Annotated in this window: 14 protein-coding genes; 5 read left to right on the forward strand and 9 right to left on the reverse strand. The window is 58.8% G+C overall.

Translation table 11 applies throughout. From position 1 onward, the window contains the following. Window positions 1-47 precede the first annotated feature (47 nt). The gene (lnt, locus tag A3220_RS07985; protein ID WP_044628237.1) at window positions 48-1,505 is read left to right on the forward strand and encodes an apolipoprotein N-acyltransferase; all 1,458 of its coding nucleotides are present in this window, start codon (window positions 48-50) and stop codon (window positions 1,503-1,505) included. Window positions 1,506-1,605: 100 nt separating this feature from the next. Here lnt and phaC read toward each other — a convergent pair whose 3' ends face one another. The 5 genes from phaC to prmB form a co-directional block, all read right to left on the reverse strand. Further along, on the reverse strand, window positions 1,606-3,456 hold the full coding sequence (gene phaC / locus A3220_RS07990) for a class I poly(R)-hydroxyalkanoic acid synthase (RefSeq protein WP_062374299.1): 1,851 nt from the start codon (window positions 3,454-3,456) through the stop codon (window positions 1,606-1,608). A gap of 105 nt (window positions 3,457-3,561) precedes the next feature. Beyond that, the gene (locus A3220_RS07995) at window positions 3,562-3,972 is read right to left on the reverse strand and encodes a phasin family protein (RefSeq protein ID WP_044628239.1); all 411 of its coding nucleotides are present in this window, start codon (window positions 3,970-3,972) and stop codon (window positions 3,562-3,564) included. A gap of 195 nt (window positions 3,973-4,167) precedes the next feature. Continuing rightward, the gene (locus A3220_RS08000) at window positions 4,168-4,545 is read right to left on the reverse strand and encodes a hypothetical protein (RefSeq protein ID WP_054640858.1); all 378 of its coding nucleotides are present in this window, start codon (window positions 4,543-4,545) and stop codon (window positions 4,168-4,170) included. Window positions 4,546-4,605: 60 nt separating this feature from the next. After that, window positions 4,606-5,697 (reverse strand): chorismate synthase, encoded by a 1,092-nt coding sequence (gene aroC / locus A3220_RS08005; protein WP_062374301.1) that lies wholly within the window; start codon window positions 5,695-5,697, stop codon window positions 4,606-4,608. A 13-nt stretch (window positions 5,698-5,710) separates the two neighbouring features. Continuing rightward, complete coding sequence (prmB, locus tag A3220_RS08010) at window positions 5,711-6,670, reverse strand: 50S ribosomal protein L3 N(5)-glutamine methyltransferase (protein ID WP_044628242.1); 960 nt, start codon at window positions 6,668-6,670, stop codon at window positions 5,711-5,713. A gap of 152 nt (window positions 6,671-6,822) precedes the next feature. Here prmB and A3220_RS08015 point away from each other — a divergent pair, with 152 nt between their 5' ends. Next, window positions 6,823-7,386, forward strand: a complete 564-nt coding sequence (locus A3220_RS08015) for a Smr/MutS family protein (protein WP_062359166.1) — start codon at window positions 6,823-6,825, stop codon at window positions 7,384-7,386. A gap of 10 nt (window positions 7,387-7,396) precedes the next feature. Here A3220_RS08015 and A3220_RS08020 read toward each other — a convergent pair whose 3' ends face one another. Both A3220_RS08020 and A3220_RS08025 read right to left on the reverse strand, forming a co-directional pair. Next, window positions 7,397-8,413 carry a patatin-like phospholipase family protein gene (locus A3220_RS08020; protein WP_044628244.1) on the reverse strand — a complete coding sequence of 339 codons (1,017 nt, stop codon included), beginning with the start codon at window positions 8,411-8,413 and terminating at the stop codon, window positions 7,397-7,399. A gap of 61 nt (window positions 8,414-8,474) precedes the next feature. Further along, a complete protein-coding gene (locus A3220_RS08025; RefSeq protein ID WP_044628262.1) occupies window positions 8,475-9,365 on the reverse strand; it encodes an alpha/beta hydrolase in 891 nt (296 codons plus the stop codon). Between the two features lie 348 nt (window positions 9,366-9,713). Between A3220_RS08025 and A3220_RS08030 the strand changes: the two genes are divergently transcribed. Both A3220_RS08030 and A3220_RS08035 read left to right on the forward strand, forming a co-directional pair. Further along, window positions 9,714-10,172: a S24 family peptidase gene (locus tag A3220_RS08030; RefSeq protein WP_044628245.1), complete on the forward strand. Its 459-nt coding sequence runs from the start codon at window positions 9,714-9,716 to the stop codon at window positions 10,170-10,172. Further along, complete coding sequence (locus tag A3220_RS08035) at window positions 10,169-11,554, forward strand: Y-family DNA polymerase (RefSeq protein ID WP_044628246.1); 1,386 nt, start codon at window positions 10,169-10,171, stop codon at window positions 11,552-11,554. Before A3220_RS08030 ends, A3220_RS08035 begins: the two co-directional genes overlap by 4 nt. Here A3220_RS08035 and A3220_RS08040 read toward each other — a convergent pair. Next, window positions 11,477-12,940, reverse strand: a complete 1,464-nt coding sequence (locus A3220_RS08040; protein ID WP_044628247.1) for a sodium-dependent transporter — start codon at window positions 12,938-12,940, stop codon at window positions 11,477-11,479. The two genes, A3220_RS08035 and A3220_RS08040, sit on opposite strands and share 78 nt — an antisense overlap. Window positions 12,941-13,003: 63 nt before the next feature. Beyond that, window positions 13,004-14,230, reverse strand: a complete 1,227-nt coding sequence (locus A3220_RS08045; RefSeq protein ID WP_044628248.1) for a YbfB/YjiJ family MFS transporter — start codon at window positions 14,228-14,230, stop codon at window positions 13,004-13,006. Between the two features lie 191 nt (window positions 14,231-14,421). Here A3220_RS08045 and A3220_RS08050 point away from each other — a divergent pair, with 191 nt between their 5' ends. Beyond that, window positions 14,422-15,681 carry a M20/M25/M40 family metallo-hydrolase gene (locus A3220_RS08050; protein ID WP_062374303.1) on the forward strand — a complete coding sequence of 420 codons (1,260 nt, stop codon included), beginning with the start codon at window positions 14,422-14,424 and terminating at the stop codon, window positions 15,679-15,681. Window positions 15,682-16,002 lie beyond the last annotated feature (321 nt).

Genomic DNA, 16,002 nt, shown 5'->3' on the forward strand with positions numbered 1-16,002 from the left:
CTGTCGCCCTCACCTTGCCTACCTCACACTGTTGATAGGATATCGTTATGGGGTTCACACCCACGTTGACGTTTCAGCTGCTAGCCGCCTTAGTGGCTGGCGGCTTTACCACGCTTACCGCTTCCCCGTTTGAGCTTTGGTGGCTTGGCCCTGTGGCCATTGGCCTGCTGTATGTCGGGCTGCATACCTTAAGCCCTGGCCAAGCCGCGTTAAAAGGCTGGCTGTATGGCGTGGCGCTGTTTGCTAGCGGCACCTCATGGGTTTACGTATCGATTCACGACTACGGCTACACCGGTGTGCCGCTCGCGGTCTTTTTAACCGCGCTGTTTGTGAGCGTGCTGGCGCTGTTCTTTGCGGGCACGTTCTGGCTCTACCGCCGCTTCATCGGCCCCCGCTGGGCGCTGCTCACCTTTGCTGGTGCGTGGGTGCTGGGCGAGGTGCTGCGCACTTACTTGTTCACCGGCTTTCCCTGGCTGTTGGTGGGGTCCAGCTACGTGGATTCTCCGCTGGCCAGTTGGGCACCCGTTGGAGGTGTGTACTTACTCTCGCTGCTGGTGGTGCTTACCGGCACGTTAGGGGCGGAACTGCTGCGCCGCCAGTGGTGGGCAGCGCTACCGCTGGCCGCTATCTGGCTAGCTCCTGTCGTACTGCCAAGCCAGTGGACAACGCCGGTAAGCGAACCCACTCGCGTCGCGCTGCTGCAGGGCAACCTGCCCCAGCTGTTAAAATGGACGCCTGAAGGCCAGCGCACCGCTGCGAATATTTACAGCGACTTAACCCGCGAAGTGGCGGATGAAGCGGATCTGATCTTATGGCCTGAAACCGCGCTACCCATGATTGATAGCCAAGCACGGCCAGTGCTTGAGCGCGTGCAGGCCAACCTGCCGCCAGAAGCCGCCCTGTTGACCGGCATCGTTCAGCTAGATGAGAATAACCGCTACTTTAACAGCGTGATTGGCGTAGGCGACGTGGAAGGCAGCTACCAGAAAGAGCACCTGGTGCCGTTTGGGGAGTACCTGCCGCTAGAGAGCCTGCTGCGCGGGACCATCGACTTCTTTGACCTGCCGATGTCCAGCTTTAGCAAAGGCGCATCGGAGCAGGTGCCGATGCAAGCAGCAGGAGTGGCGATCGGTAACGCCATTTGCTACGAAATCATCTACCCACAGCTCGTCGCACAGCGGGCCGCCGATAGCGGCGTGATCGTGACGGTTTCCAACGACACTTGGTTTGGTGCCTCCATTGGCCCGCACCAGCACCTGCAAATGGCCCGCCTGCGTGCGCTGGAAAATGGCCGCTACGTAGTTCGCGCTACCAGCAACGGCATCACCGCCATTATTAACCCCCGTGGCGAACTGGTAGACCGCGCCCCACAGTTTGAAACCACCTACCTCACGGGCGAATTCTACGCCATGGAAGGGCTCACCCCGTTTACCCGCATGGGCAGCCTGCCCATTTGGCTACTCGCTGGGCTGTTCCTGCTGCCGGGGTTTGTGCGTCGGCGTTGATGCCAACAGCACCTCGGCCATGAAAAAGCCCCCTGCCACATTCGTGGCAGGGGGCTTCGTTTTAGGCGGCTTCTTAAAAAGCCGTCTGCTAAGCGCCGGATTAAGTGCTGCTGGGGATTTCCCCTAGCACCTCGGGAATCGTCATCCGCACATAGCGGCCCGGCGCGGGTTCGATCACTGTTAGCTCCCCTTCCCCTGGCTGGCGGGCAGGTACCAGTTTCTTCGGGTCTGTATCCACGTAGCCGTTGTCGGTCATCCAGGCTTGCCAATGGGGCCACCAGGAGCCTTCGTTAAACGTAGCGCCTTCCATCCACTCCTCGTGGGTCTCGGGCAGCGTGTCGTTGGTCCAGTAGCCGTACTTGTTTTTATGGGGCGGGTTCACGATACCGGCAATATGCCCAGAGCCGCCCAGCACGAAGGTTACCGGGCCTTTGGGTAGCAGCGCACCGTAGTAGGTACTGTTCCACTTGGCGATATGGTCTTCTTTGGTGGAGACAAAGTAGCTGGGGGTTGAGACTTTGCGCAGGTCGATTTTGACCCCGTCTAGCTCGATACCAGCGGGCTCTACCAAGCGGTTTTCCAGATACATATGGCGCAGGTACCAAGCGTGGGTGCCTGCCGTCAGGTTGGTGCCATCAGTATTCCAGTAGAGCAAATCGAAGGCGGCGGGAGTCTCGCCCTTCAGGTAGTTATTGATATAGAACGACCAGAACAGATCATTTTCCCGCAGCAGGTTGAAGGTGTAGGCCATGGAGCGGCCATCCAGGTAGCCCTTCATCTGCATGGTTTGCTCAATACCCTGCACCACGCGCTCGTTCAGGAACACGCCGATATCGCCCGGATCGCGGAAGTCCTGCAGCGTGGCCATGTAAGTGACCGACTTCACCTTGCGGCCACGGCGGGTGCTGGTGAGATACGCCACGGTGGAGGCGGTCAGCGTGCCGCCTACGCAGTAGCTCAGCAGGTTGACTGACTTCTCGCCGCAGGCCTGCTCAATCGCTTCCATCGCACTGATGGGGCCCATCTGCATATAGTCGGCCCAGGTAATATCGCGCTGTTCGGGGCCAGGGTTACGCCAGGAGATCAGAAATACCGTGTGGCCTTGATCCACCAACCACTTCACCAGCGAGTTATCTTGCCGCAGGTCCAGAATGTAGTACTTATTGATCCAGGGCGGCACAATCAGCAGCGGTGTTTTAAAGGTGTTTTCGGTGGTTGGCGTGTACTGAATCAGCTGAATCAGTTCGTTTTCATACACCACAGAGCCAGGCGTTACCGCAATGTTCTCGCCCACGCCAAAGGCGCTGCGGTCGGTCATGCGTACGTTGATGCCTTCCGCTGAGTTGGCTAAATCTTCCCGTAGCCGAGTGAGGCCATCGACGAGATTCTGCCCCTTGGTTTCCAGGGTGCGGCGCATCACTTCTGGGTTGGTGGAGACGAAGTTGGTAGGCGACATCGCATTCACCAACTGGCGCGCGTAGAACGTTAAGTTGCGCTTGAGGGTAGGGTCTACATCCAGGTCGTTAATCAGCTCTTCGACCACCTGCGAAAACAGCAAATACTGCTGCATGATCGCCATGTAGTAGGGGTCTGTAGTCCAGACCTCATCTTTAAAACGGCGGTCGTTCTTGGGCGGCGTTACTAGGGGGGCCACCTGCTCACCGGCCATGGTGCGTACACCCTGCTGCCACAGCAACCACTGGTCTTGCATCAAGCGCGACTGGGTTTGCCACAGCAAATTCGGGTTACTCATCAGCGAACGAGCAGCGGCTTCAAAGCTTTCGCGCATGTCGCTATAAACGGAGTCAGCGGCTTCGCTGGGCGCCATACGTGACAGCAGGTCCTCTAGCAGACCTTTGTACTGTTCACTTATGTCGTCAAGCTGTGCCTTCCATGCCTCCATATCTTGCTGGGACAACGGTTGAGACGGCATTTTCCACCCTGACTGCATACGACTTTCCCCCTCACCAACTGAGCAATGGTTGCCCTGGCAACACGCTTAAGAACGCTGTAAAAGAACGCGGCGCCTCAAAGGCGCCGCGGACACTACTGACGATTAGCTTTTACGAGACGACTGGCTTGAGGCCTTCGCGGGCTGTTCACCCTTGGCTGTAGCGCTCACTTGTTCGCTCATTTTTTGTCCGGCTTCGCTAAACAGCTTTTCCATTTCAGATTTGAACTGCAAGCTCATCTCGCTCATCACCCGTGCGTCTTCCTGCATCTGCTGAGAAAGCTCGTTCATCATTTCCGCTTGCTTGGTACCGAAATCGCGCAGGCTCTCGGCATCATTAATTTCTGTCGCGCTGCGGATGCGCTCGGTGCCCATCTGGCTGTAGCGTTTCATCGCTTCCAGCTGGTACTGGGTCATTTTTTCCATGTTATTGAGCATCAGCGAGTTCATCTTGCGCATCGGCTCAAACATCTGGCGAGTTTGGGCGTTAAAGGCGTCCATCATTTTGTCTTGCATTGTGGTTGCTCCTGTCTCTCATTCCTTGGCATGAGCCTGGAGTGGCTCATCACATCGCAAATTGCTGCACTGCAAAAAGAGTAATGCTTAGCATGCTGCTTTGCAACAAGGAGCTTCCTACGGCCCCTCTGCATACCCTACAGCCGCCTCTGACTCAGCCTCACAGTGCCACGTATTTGATAGCGCCTTTATCGCCTACTCTTTGGCGCGAGAGCGAGAAGAGGCCGTGGCTTTCGCCTTGGTACTTTTCTCGTTTGCCGCTGACGATGGTTCGCTATCTTGGGTGCCGTTACTGGCACCACCCGTATGGGCACTACCGGCCTGACGCAGCATATCCAGCATCATTTGCTGATAGGTGCCAAAGTTAGCAAGCCCCTGTGAAAGCCCCTGCTGCATCATGGGTTGCTGCAGGAAAGGGCGCATTAAGCTCATGGGGTCATAACCTTCTACCCCCGATTCCATCTGCCGCTGAATATTATCCAGCAGGCTCTGCTGAAAGGCCTCCACATCGGGCAACCCCAGCGACTGCCGAAACTCAGCCGGCGTCAGGTCAAACTCAACGTTAATTTTCATAGGCGACTCCTTAACCGTCTTCCTTGAGTGTAGCAGCGAACCACTCAGCACACCTTGGCGTTATCGCTGACCTAATCGCGGTGTATCAACGCTAACATCAGCGTTTTGGCCCCGGTGGCGCAGCCAATGATCCAACAGCGTAATCGCCATCATGGCTTCGGCAATGGGCGTCGCTCGAATGCCCACACAAGGGTCGTGACGCCCTTTGGTAATCACTTCGACTGGTTCACCATGGACATCAATGGAGCGGCCCGGCGTGGTAATGCTGGAGGTAGGTTTCAGTGCCAACCGAGCCACAATGGGCTGCCCGCTGGAAATACCACCCAGCACGCCGCCCGCGTGGTTGGAGAGAAAGCCTTCCGGTGTCATCTCGTCGCGGTGTTCGCTGCCGCGCTGAGCAATACAGCCAAAGCCCGCGCCAATCTCGATCCCTTTTACCGCATTAATGCTCATCAAACCGTGCGCTAGGTCAGCATCCAGACGGTCGAAGACTGGCTCGCCCAGGCCCACGGGTACGCCATCGGCAATTACGGTAATTTCCGCGCCCACGGAGTCTTGGTCCCGTCGCAGTTGATCCATGTAGCTTTCCAGCTCGGCTACTTTATCGGGGTCGGGGCAGAAGAAGGCGTTCTGATCGACAGCCTCCCAGCTTTTAAACTCGATCTTGATCGGGCCAAGCTGGCTCATATAGCCACGGATTTGAATGCCCTGTGCCGCCAGCACCTTTTTGGCAATGGCACCCGCCGCCACGCGCATGGCAGTTTCCCGGGCGCTGGAACGGCCGCCACCCCGGTAGTCCCGGTGGCCATACTTGTGGTGGTAGGTGTAGTCCGCGTGGGCGGGGCGGAACTGGTCTTTGATCTTAGAGTAATCTTTCGAGCGCTGGTCGGTATTCTCAATCAATAAGCCAATCGAGGTGCCGGTGGTTTTGCCTTCAAACACGCCGGAAAGAATGCGCACCTGATCCGGCTCTTTGCGCTGGGTGGTGTGGCGCGAGCTGCCGGGGCGGCGACGGTCTAAATCGCCCTGCAGGTCCTCTTCGCTAATCGCAATGCCAGGAGGGCAACCATCCACAATGGCCCCTAATGCGGGGCCGTGGCTTTCGCCAAAAGTGGTGACGGTAAACAGTTTGCCAAACGTATTGCCAGACATGGGCGTTAATTCCTCACGCAAAAGACGCCGCATGGGCGTCGAGTTCAGCGGCGCTCAGGGCAAACACGCCCTGGCCGCCACGCTCGAATTCAAGCCAGATAAAGGGCACCTCGGGGAAGGCAGCCTCCACATGGCGGTCAGAGTTGCCAACTTCAACAATCAGCCAGCCCTCTGAAGTTAGGTGCTCGCGGGCCTCGCGCAGAATACGCCGCACGATATCAAGACCGTCGCTGCCCGCGCCCAGCGCTAGGGCTGGCTCATGGCGAAATTCGGCGGGCATCGTGGCTAAGTCGCGCTCATCCACATAGGGCGGGTTGGAAACGATCAGGTCAAAGCGCTGCCCTTCCAGGCCGTTGAACACGTCCGATTCCACGGCGCGCACGCGGTCGCCGACATCGTGGCGGGTAATATTCTGCCGTGCCACGGCCAAGGCATCCTGGCTGATATCCGCCAGGGCCACTTCGCAGGTCGGCAGCACCAGCGCCGTGGCGATGCCAATGCAGCCGGAGCCGGTGCATAAATCCAGCACGCGGGCGGGTGGTTCTTCTGGAAACCAGGCCGCAAAGCCATCTTCGATCAGCTCGGCAATCGGCGAGCGGGGAATCAGCACGCGCTCATCCACGTTAAACGGGTAGCCTGCAAAGAAGGCCTCTCCCAGTAGATAAGGCAACGGGCGGCGCGTGGTGACACGCTCCCGGGCTAAGCGAATAATCCGCTCGCGCTCAACTGGCAGCAGCCGCGCATCCAGCACGGCGGGGTCGACGTTCCAAGGCAGGTGCAGCGCGCCTAAGCAGAGCGCGACCGCCTCATCCCAGGGTGACTGCGTGCCGTGCCCATAGTGCAACCCCGCCAGATAGAATTCGCTGGATACCCAGCGCAAATAGTCCCGCAGTGTGTAAAGATCGCTTATCAGCGCCGTATCAGGCAGTGATAGCGTTGAGGGGGAGGACTCATCAGAGAGGTGCGTGGTCACAAGGGCTCCTGGCGTCAAAAGTTCGTTGGGGGATTGTACCTTTGACGCTGCCCGGTTCACAGCAGCGCCAAGCTCGCTATACTGTCTCGCCTTAGCGTTTTTTTTATCCACCGCCCCTTTTTTCACCACTACTTAGTTGATTCGAGCCGACCATGACGCGACACCTGCCCAACGATGACGATATCAGTGCCTTTCGCCAAGCGCTGCAGGCGGCAGGCGTACGCCGTATTGCCACCAACCAAGCCGACCCCGGTAAGCCCAAACGCCAGTCAGACGCCAGCGAAGCGCGCCGCCGAGCGGCGGTAGAGAGCAATACACTGCAAACCAGCGGGCGCACGTCTGATGGTCGGGTGGAAGCCGTACGGCCATCAGAGTATTTAGAGTTCAGCGTGCCCGACCTGCCCTGGCGCACGTTTAGCCAGTTGAAGCGCGGCCAAATGGCCTGGCAGGCAGGGCTAGACCTTCACGGCTATACCCTGGAAGAGGCGCGGTTAGAGCTAGAGAGCTTTCTTCGCGATGCCGCAGGCCAAGGGCTGCGCTGTGTGCTGGTGGTGCATGGCAAAGCCTGGGGCACCACCTCTGATTTCCCGGTACTGAAAAGCCACACCAATGCGTGGCTGCGCGAGTGGCCCGGCGTGCTGGCGTTCTGCTCTGCCACGGATATCGATGGCGGCACCGGGGCGGTGTATATTTTGCTGCGCAAACGCGGGCAGTAATTCATGTTGTTTATTTAGTAGCGTCAGAGGCAATGCTAGGCATGCGCCGCTCCAAGGCTTCATCGGCCAAGTGGCGGCCTAAGCGGATGAGCTCCTTCGCCCGGTGAAACTCGTAGGTGCTGCATACCGTTTTAGGAATTTCGATCAGCACGTCCGGTGGGTAGCCAGCCACCTTGTACTTCGCTAGCGCTGCCTGGGTAATATCAAACGATTCCAGAATCATATCCAGCTTGCCCCACTCGCGCTTGCCGCGCAGGTCTACTGTTTCATCGTCGTCGCTCTCTTCACTGCTGCCGCCTAGGCCACCCCATAGCCGCCGCGTGGTCGCGCGCACCTCCTCCATCCAGCCGCCAATATTGGCGTCGCGGTCCCGCTCCAGGGCGGTGCGGCTGTCGCTACTCTCTTCTTGTGGCAGCAGCTCCTCCAGCGTGACCGACTGCGGGCTGTGAGCGGTGACGTTCACCGCCACCACGAAATCCGCCTCATGGGCAGCCAACACTGGCATCATTGGCAGCGGGTTGAGTAACCCGCCATCCACCAGCACCTGTTCGCCAATGTGCACGGGGGTAATCACCCCTGGCACCGCAATCGAGGCGCGAATGGCGCGTAGCAGCGGGCCGTTTTGAAACCATACTTCCCGCTGGCGCACGAGGTCGGTGGCCACGGTGGTCACTGGAATGGGCAGGTCTTCAATCAGCCGGTCGCCCACTAGCTCCTCCAGCTTGCTCATCACTTTGTTGGCACGCATCGCCCCCATGGGGCTCCAGGTCACATCGACCAGCTTGAGCACGTCCAAGTAATCAAGGTTACACACCCACTCCCGGTACTCCGGTAGCTTGGCCGAGGCGTAAATGCCGCCGATCAGCGCTCCCATGGAGCATCCGGCAATCGAAATAATCTCGAAACCACGCGCCTCCAGCGCTTCAATCACGCCAATATGCGCATACCCCCTAGCACCGCCGCTACCGAGCACCAGCGCTACTTTATTGCCACCGCCCGGCGTCCTCCCCGTTAATTGGCTGACCACGATCTGCCCCTCCTTTGTGGCATGGCGTCTCATACGCACGCGCTTTTCTTTCGATGCGACGTTAACTGGCCGTGCAGCCTTCTAAGCAAATCACCTCGGCCACACGCTCAACGGCCTGTGGTTCCAAATGCAGATGGTGGCCACCTGCCAGCACGTGCCGGGTGAGTCGCGGCACCGCCTGCCTTGCTTGGGCTGCCCAGGCGCGCTCGCCTAAAATACCGCGCTCACCTTCTATCAATAGCACCGGCGCCTGGATTTCGGCCAAAACGGCCAGCACCTGCTGCGGTGTAAAGCGCACCAGCGAGGGCTTGAGCAGGCGGCTATCGGTACGCATTTGTACTTTGCCATCGGCGGTGGCCTGGGTGTTGCGCTCGACCAGCGGCGTGGCGGTGATGCTATCTAGTGGCGTGACGCCCCCCGCCACACGCGCCGCCACGGCGCTCTCAATATCCGGGTAACGAGGCGCGCGGGAAGGCGGGCGCCGATGAGCGATTAAGCCTTTGCGCAGTTGGCTGGGCGTCTCTTGTGCCGGTGTATTCAGCGCACCTAACCCGTCAATCAGAATTAACCGGGCGACCTTCTCCGGTAACGCCGCGGCCAGCAGGCAAGAGACCGCCGCCCCCATGGAGTGGGCCAGCAGCGTGGCCTGCTCAAGGCCCAACGCTTCCATGGCATCCAGCACATCATGGGTGTAATCCCAGAGCGCATAATCGCTGCCCGCAGGCGCATGGGCAGAGTGCCCGTGGCCGCGAAAATCAATCGCCACGATACGGATACCCAGCGCGTTCACTAACTGCGGGGCTAAGCGTGAAAAGCTGGCCGCGTTATCCAGCCAGCCATGCAGCGCTAGCCATGTGGGCGCGTCACTACGCCCCCAGCTCAGCGCCGCTAGCCGCCCGCTGGCCAGCGAAAGCGGCTGAGGAGCCGTGCCTACTCGAGAAGCGTCGTTCATAAATCGGTGTCTCACAGCGAAAAACTGGCGCGTCAGGTGACGCTCGTAAATGTGAACATTACGATGCACATAGTATGGTGCAAACGTTACCATGCTCGGCGCAGCGCTTGTGCTGCTTTTACATGGCCATGGGCCACGACGCTGTTAATTTTTGATGGAGATTGCCATGAAACCTCGCCGCGATACCCGCGCCCGTAACCTTGTGTTCTTTATTACTGTCGTGAGCGCCCTAGTCGTGGGGCTATGGTTAGCCCGCTGAGGGCAGTGCTTGCAATTTCTCCCCCATGAATAAATACTGTTTAAACACACTGTACATAAACACACCATTTATTCATGAGGATGCCGACGATGCCGTCTCAACCCATCCATTTTGCAACAACCGTGGTTGCGACAGCCTTGCCGTTAACTTCTCAGCCGCTGCCTTTTCCTCTGCTCACAGGCCGTGCAGGCTTTAGCGGCTTTCCCTCTCCTGCCCAAGATTACGAGCCGCGCACTCTCGACCTCAATGCGCGGCTGATCAAGCACCCTACCCAAACGTTTTACCTCACCGCGACAGGGGACAGCATGGAGGGTTGGGGCATCTTTGACGGTGATTTACTGGTCGTCGACCGCAGCGTCACGCCGCGCCTAGGGCATATTTTGGTCGCCATGCTGGATGAAGAAGTGCTGATCAAACGCTATGCGCTGCATCGCGGCACGCCGCACCTCTGCTCGGCCCACCCCCACTATCCGCCGCTGCCCCTGGAAGGTACCGACTGCCAGCTATGGGGTGTGGTGCGCGCGGTGATTCACGAGTATCTGCCGTGATCGGGCTGGTGGATGCCAATAATTTTTACGTCTCCTGTGAGCGGGTGTTCAATCCGGCGTTGGAAGGCAAACCCGTTGGTGTGATGTCGAATAACGACGGCTGCGTGATTGCCCGCTCAGCAGAGATGAAAGCCATGGAGATCTCCATGGGCACGCCCGCATACCAGCTAGAGGGGCTACGCCGCCGCGGGGTAATCCACCTGCTCTCTTCTAACTACGAGCTGTACGGCGATATGTCAGCGAGGCTTGCCCAGCTGCTGCGCGATACGTGCCCCGAAGTGGCCCCCTACTCGATTGATGAGATGTTTATTTATCTGGATGGCCTCAGTGATACCCAGTGCCAAGCGCTGGGCACAGCACTGCGCCGCCGCATTCGTCGCTATTTGGGGCTTCCGGTGTGTATCGGGCTGGCCCCTACGCATACACTGGCGAAGCTCGCCAATCACCTAGCCAAAAAACAGCCTCACTACGCAGGAGTGTGTTTACTCCACGGTGAAAGCGCTACCACCCAGGCAGTGCTGAAACAGCTGCCGGTAAGCGATGTGTGGGGAGTGGGCAGGCGCCTTGCCGAACGACTAGCGGTCAGCGGCATTCGCACCGCCTGGGATTTGCGGGAGCACGACCCCAAACGGCTACGCAAACGCTTCTCGGTGGTTCTAGCCCGCACCGCCTTAGAGCTGCGCGGTACGCCCTGCCTAGAGTTGAATGCCGTTGAGCAACCCCGCCAGCGCATCATGACCTCACGCTCGTTTGGTAAAACCACCGGCGTAAAAGAGGAGCTTCACGCGGCGCTGCGCCGCCACGCCCAGCGCAGTGCCGAAAAATTGCGCCAGCAAGGCAGCCTTGCCCGCGCCGTCCTACTGTTTTTAAACACCAACCGCCACCGCAAGGACCAGCCCCAGCTGTCGCCTAGCACGATGATTCCGCTTGAAGCACCCACCGACGATACTCGCGCCATTCTGGAAGCCGTTCGCGAAGGGCTCGACCAGATGTATCGCCCTGGCTTTCAGTTTATGAAGGCAGGCGTGATGCTGCTGGACTTGGTGGATGCACAGCAGTATCAGCTCTCTCTGCTACAGCCAACCACCAAGGCGCACCCTCACTTGATGAAGGCGGTAGACGAGATTAATCAGAAGATGGGACAAGGCACGCTGCGCTTTGGGATGACTGACGCCGACGCGCCTTGGCAGCTGCGCTGTGAGCACCGCTCAAGACGCTACACCACCTGTTGGGATGAGTTAATGGAGGCAGGCACTCACCCTGGCGCGATTGCCGCCGCCAGGGTGAAGCGTGAACAGCAGCGCTTAGCGGGCGGAAAGCGCTTGGCGAAGGCGCGGGCTAATGGCTTCACCCACCACTGCCACCAGGACCAGCAGCGCTAGCAGCACCGGCCAATGGGCAGCAAAAGAGACCTGATACAAGCCTAGGGCATCGACAAAAATCACCAAAATACCCAGCGGACTCACGTAGCGCACCATGGCCAGCCACAGCGTATAGGGCAGCGGCGCCAGCCCCAGCTCGTCGCGGAAGGTTTCGCTTTTCAGCACAAAACCGGCCAGTAGTACCATGCCCAGGCCACCCAGCGGCATCATCCAACGGGAGGTGAGGTAGTCCAGCCAATCAAAGAAGTTCTTGCCTGCCAGCGTCCAATCAGCGCCCAGGTTGAACGACAGCATCGCCAGCGTGCTGATCAGCCACAGCACAATACCGGTGGCCCACGAGGCGGATTTACGGCTCATGCCTTTGTTATCGCACAACCAAGAGACCGTTGCTTCCACCATGGAAATTGAGGAGGTTAGTGCGGCCATGGAGAGCATTAAGAAGAACAGCGCTCCAAACAGCGTGCCCAGCGGCATCGCCTGGAACGCTAACGGCAGGCTCATAAACAGTAACCCTGGGCCTTCACCGGGGTCCATGCCGTTGGCAAAAATCACTGGAAAAATTGCTAACCCTGCCATCAGCGCTACCACGGTATCCGCCACGGCCACGCTCAGCGTCGTGCGGCCAATGGAGGCATCTTTAGGCAAGTAGCTGCCGTAAGTCAGGATGGCACCCGACGCCAATGAGAGCGTAAAGAAAGCGTGGCCCAAGGCCGCCAACATCCCTTCACTAGAGAGGCTGCCCGCCTTAAAAGAGAACAGGAAATCAACCGCGTCGCCGAAACCGCCGGAAAACATGCCGAATCCAATCAGCAACACCAGCATGAGCACCAGCCCCGGCATCATCCAGCTAACGCTTTTCTCGATGCCTTCCTGAACGCCTTTACCGACAATGATCATGGTCAGCAGCGTGACCAGGGTACTCCAGCCACCCAGCGTGATCGGGTTAGCGTTATTGGCACCAAACACGGCCGCCATCTCGTCCACACTGGTGCCCGCCAAGCCGCCGGTGAGCATTTTCCATAAATAGGAGAAGGACCAGCCGGCCACCACGACGTAAAACGATAGCACCATAAAGCCACACAGCATGGCCATCCAGCCAATCAGCGACCACATAGAGGAGCGGCCAGACTCATTCACTACACGGCGAATAGCATCAATGGGGCTACCACGCCCCCGGCGACCAAACGCAATTTCGGTCATCATTACCGGTACGCCCACCGCTAAGATGCACGCTAAATAGACCAGTACGAAGGCACCGCCGCCATACTCCCCAGTGATATAAGGGAATTTCCAAATATTGCCTAGCCCCACCGCCGAACCGGTGGCTGCCAACATAAAGCCCCAGCGGCCCAGCCACTGAATGCGAGGTTGCCCAGAAGACGCCATGACCTTCCACCCTGTCAGAAAAAAGCGCCTATCCTAGTGGATTTTGCTGCGAAAGCCCACGTATCACGGCGTGGCATAGCTTGCTTTTGCCTCGGCATCTAGCCGCTGGGCGGTTTGATCCACTCTGCGCAACCACGCCAACAGCAGCGCCCCGGCCCCCACAAAGCCACCAGCCAGCCATAGGCCCACATAATAATGACCAGAGGCTTCCGCGAGCATGCCGGTGAGCGCAGGGGCCACAATCTGCGCTGCGCCGTAGGCCAACGTCATTTGTCCCATCAAGCGGGCGGGGCTGGCAGGGTACAGCCTACCCGCCATGGTCAGCACTAAACTGACGCAACCCAGGAACGTGCCGCCGTAGAGCACTGCGCTAATCAACACGCCCGGTAACGTTGGGCTGATCGCAGGCAGCACAATGCCTACTACCTGCACCAGCATGGCCACAATCAGCGCGCCTAAGTAACCAATCCGCCGCGCGATTAAATCCCACAGCATCACGGCGGGGGCTGCGGCCAGCCCCACCAACGCAAAGGCCCAGTTCCCGGCCCCGGCCAGCAGCGGTTCGCGCTCCACAATCGCGACCAAAAACGTTGCGCTGATCACATAGCCATAGCCCGCACAAAAGTAGGCGGGCAGCATAAGACGCATAAAGGTGCGGCTAGGCGGCGTTGCAGGTGCTTGATGACTGGCAGCGCTGCCTACCACCGGTTTTACCGGGCGCGGTAACCAGCACCAGGCAGGCACCAGCAGCACCGCCCCCAAGGCGCTAAAGCCCCACCACTGCGCTTGCCAGTTCATTGCCAGCGCCAGCATCAGCTCTACCGCTAAGGCCGCTACCACAATGCCAATGCCGACACCTGCAAAGTGGATGCCCAGCTCGCCCCGCTGACGGTGCTGAATCAGCCAGTGCAAAATCAGCCCTGACGCCAACAGCATCGAGCCACTGCTGGAGAGCCCCGCCAAAAAGCGCAGCCCCGCCCATACCCAAAAGTGTTCGGTCAGCGCCATACCGGCGGTGGTTAATACGGCCAGCACTAAGCCAATGCGAAACAGCGTGTCTTTGAGATAAATCGTGCGAATAGAGGCCGCCAGCACCGCTCCTAGCATATAGCCTGCGTAGTTCAACGCCGCTAGCCAGCCGCCATCGGCGTCGCTAACCCAGCTCTGTTGCTGCATCACCGGCAGTAGCGGCGTATAGGCAAACCGCGCAATGCCGATACATAAAATTTGGCTAAATACCCCCGCCAACAGCACTTTAAAGCGCTGGGCCTGAACGCTTGCAGTAGGCATGGACACTCCCTCGTCGTCACTATTTTTGTTGTGGTAGTGTGGCTTCAATGGATAGCCAGCTATCTTCCATCATACGCGGAAACCAGCGCCGTACTATCGGCTAAACGTGGCATGTGGAAGCAGCGCATTAGTGCTCGGAATCTGGCAGACTAACTCTCACGTTTCACCACCGTCATAAGCGAGTAAGCACGATGAGCGATACTGCAAAACCCTGGACGCAACCGATGCCCGACGCGCAGTTCAAACTGATGCGCGATATTTTGGCGGCCCCCAGCCCTGTTGGCCTGGAAGGCGCGATGACCTACGGCGTGCTGAAGCCCTACTTCGAGAGCTTCGCCCCCAGCGACTGGCATTTGCACCAGTTTAAAGGCAATGCGGGCGTGGTGCTGGATACCCACCCAGGCCGCGATGATATGTTCAAGCTGATGATCATCGGCCATGCGGACAAAATCCGCATGCAGGTTCGCTCGATTGGTGAAGATGGCAAGATTTGGATCAACACCGACTCCTTCCTGCCCGGCGTATTGATCGGCCATGAAGTCACGCTGTTCAGCGAAGACCCGGAAGCCCCCGGCAGCTACCGCAGCATTGAAGGCGGCACGGTGGAAGCGCTGGGTGCTATCCACTTTTCTGACCCCGCCCAGCGCGATGGCAGCAAAGGCATTAAGAAAGAGCAGATCTATCTCGACCTGCAGATTCACGGCGAGAACAAGAAGCAGCAGGTGCTGAACCTGGGCGTGCGTCCGGGTGATTCGATTATCTTCAACCGCCCCATTCGCCCTGGCTTTAGCCCGAACACCTTCTACGGCGCGTATCTGGATAACGGCCTGGGATGCTTTGTGACGGCGGAAGTCGCACGCTTGATCGCCGAAGCGGGCGGTACCGAAAAAGTGCGGGTGATGTTTGCCATTGCCAGCTACGAAGAGATTGGCCGCTTCGGCAGCCGCGTGCTGGCCGGTGAACTCAAGCCCGATGCGCTGATTGGCGTGGATGTAAATCACGACTACGTCGCCGCCCCTGGCATTGGCGACAAGCGCATGCAATCGCTGGAGATGGGCAAAGGCTTTACGCTGTCGGTGGGTTCTATTGCCAGCGAGCAGCTCAACCGCATCATCGCCAGCGCCGCGAAAACGCAGGACATCCCCATGCAGCGAGACATTGTGGGTGTAGATACCGGCACCGACGGCATGGCGGGCGTGCTGGCCTCCATCGACAGCGCGGCCACCTCCATGGGCTTCCCCATCCGCAACATGCACACCATTTCGGAAACCGGCAATACTCAGGACGTGCTGGCCGCTATTCATGCGCTGCACCACACCATTCAAGCGCTGGATGCCATGCCGGATCTCAAACGGGAGTTCTTGGATAACCACCCCCGTTTAGACCAAGCCAGCCCACTTGCCCACCAAGGCAGCGCCAAGCCCGAAAGCGACGAAGAAGCCTCCGCTTAAACAGATCGAGTAGGAGGGGGAGTCGCCTCCCCCGTCCTCTCACACCACCGGGCAAACGGATCCGTACCACGGCGGTTCCTGTCCCCCATTATCGGGCTGAGCTTCGTTCCGCTGAATTCGCTCGCCTGTGTGCTCTGAGCGCTTCGACAGTCTTTGGGCTTCCGGCCCGCCATACAGTTATCGAGAGCCCTCCGGGGAGGCTTCTGCTCGTACACATCAGAGAGTGGTCAACTATCCACTCGTGACAGGTTCAGCCCTTCAGCTCTTGGTTAGAGAGCCTAATATGGCCTCTGCTGACTCCTGTTCGCCCATCCCGACACC

It is taken from the genome of Halomonas sp. KX33721, from assembly GCF_001596805.1.
In the GTDB taxonomy this organism is placed as follows: domain Bacteria; phylum Pseudomonadota; class Gammaproteobacteria; order Pseudomonadales; family Halomonadaceae; genus Vreelandella; species Vreelandella aquamarina.

What these genes read in the sequence shown, in the direction of transcription:
- A3220_RS08025 (WP_044628262.1), bottom strand. Translation starts at nt 9,365, where the DNA reads ATGAACGACGCTTCTCGAGTAGGCACGGCTCCTCAGCCGCTTTCGCTG.
- A3220_RS08045 (WP_044628248.1), bottom strand. Translation starts at nt 14,230, where the DNA reads ATGCCTACTGCAAGCGTTCAGGCCCAGCGCTTTAAAGTGCTGTTGGCG.
- aroC (WP_062374301.1), bottom strand. Translation starts at nt 5,697, where the DNA reads ATGTCTGGCAATACGTTTGGCAAACTGTTTACCGTCACCACTTTTGGC.
- A3220_RS08015 (WP_062359166.1), top strand. Translation starts at nt 6,823, where the DNA reads ATGACGCGACACCTGCCCAACGATGACGATATCAGTGCCTTTCGCCAA.
- A3220_RS08050 (WP_062374303.1), top strand. Translation starts at nt 14,422, where the DNA reads ATGAGCGATACTGCAAAACCCTGGACGCAACCGATGCCCGACGCGCAG.
- A3220_RS08040 (WP_044628247.1), bottom strand. Translation starts at nt 12,940, where the DNA reads ATGGCGTCTTCTGGGCAACCTCGCATTCAGTGGCTGGGCCGCTGGGGC.
- lnt (WP_044628237.1), top strand. Translation starts at nt 48, where the DNA reads ATGGGGTTCACACCCACGTTGACGTTTCAGCTGCTAGCCGCCTTAGTG.
- A3220_RS08030 (WP_044628245.1), top strand. Translation starts at nt 9,714, where the DNA reads ATGCCGTCTCAACCCATCCATTTTGCAACAACCGTGGTTGCGACAGCC.
- A3220_RS07995 (WP_044628239.1), bottom strand. Translation starts at nt 3,972, where the DNA reads ATGCAAGACAAAATGATGGACGCCTTTAACGCCCAAACTCGCCAGATG.
- A3220_RS08000 (WP_054640858.1), bottom strand. Translation starts at nt 4,545, where the DNA reads ATGAAAATTAACGTTGAGTTTGACCTGACGCCGGCTGAGTTTCGGCAG.
- phaC (WP_062374299.1), bottom strand. Translation starts at nt 3,456, where the DNA reads ATGCAGTCAGGGTGGAAAATGCCGTCTCAACCGTTGTCCCAGCAAGAT.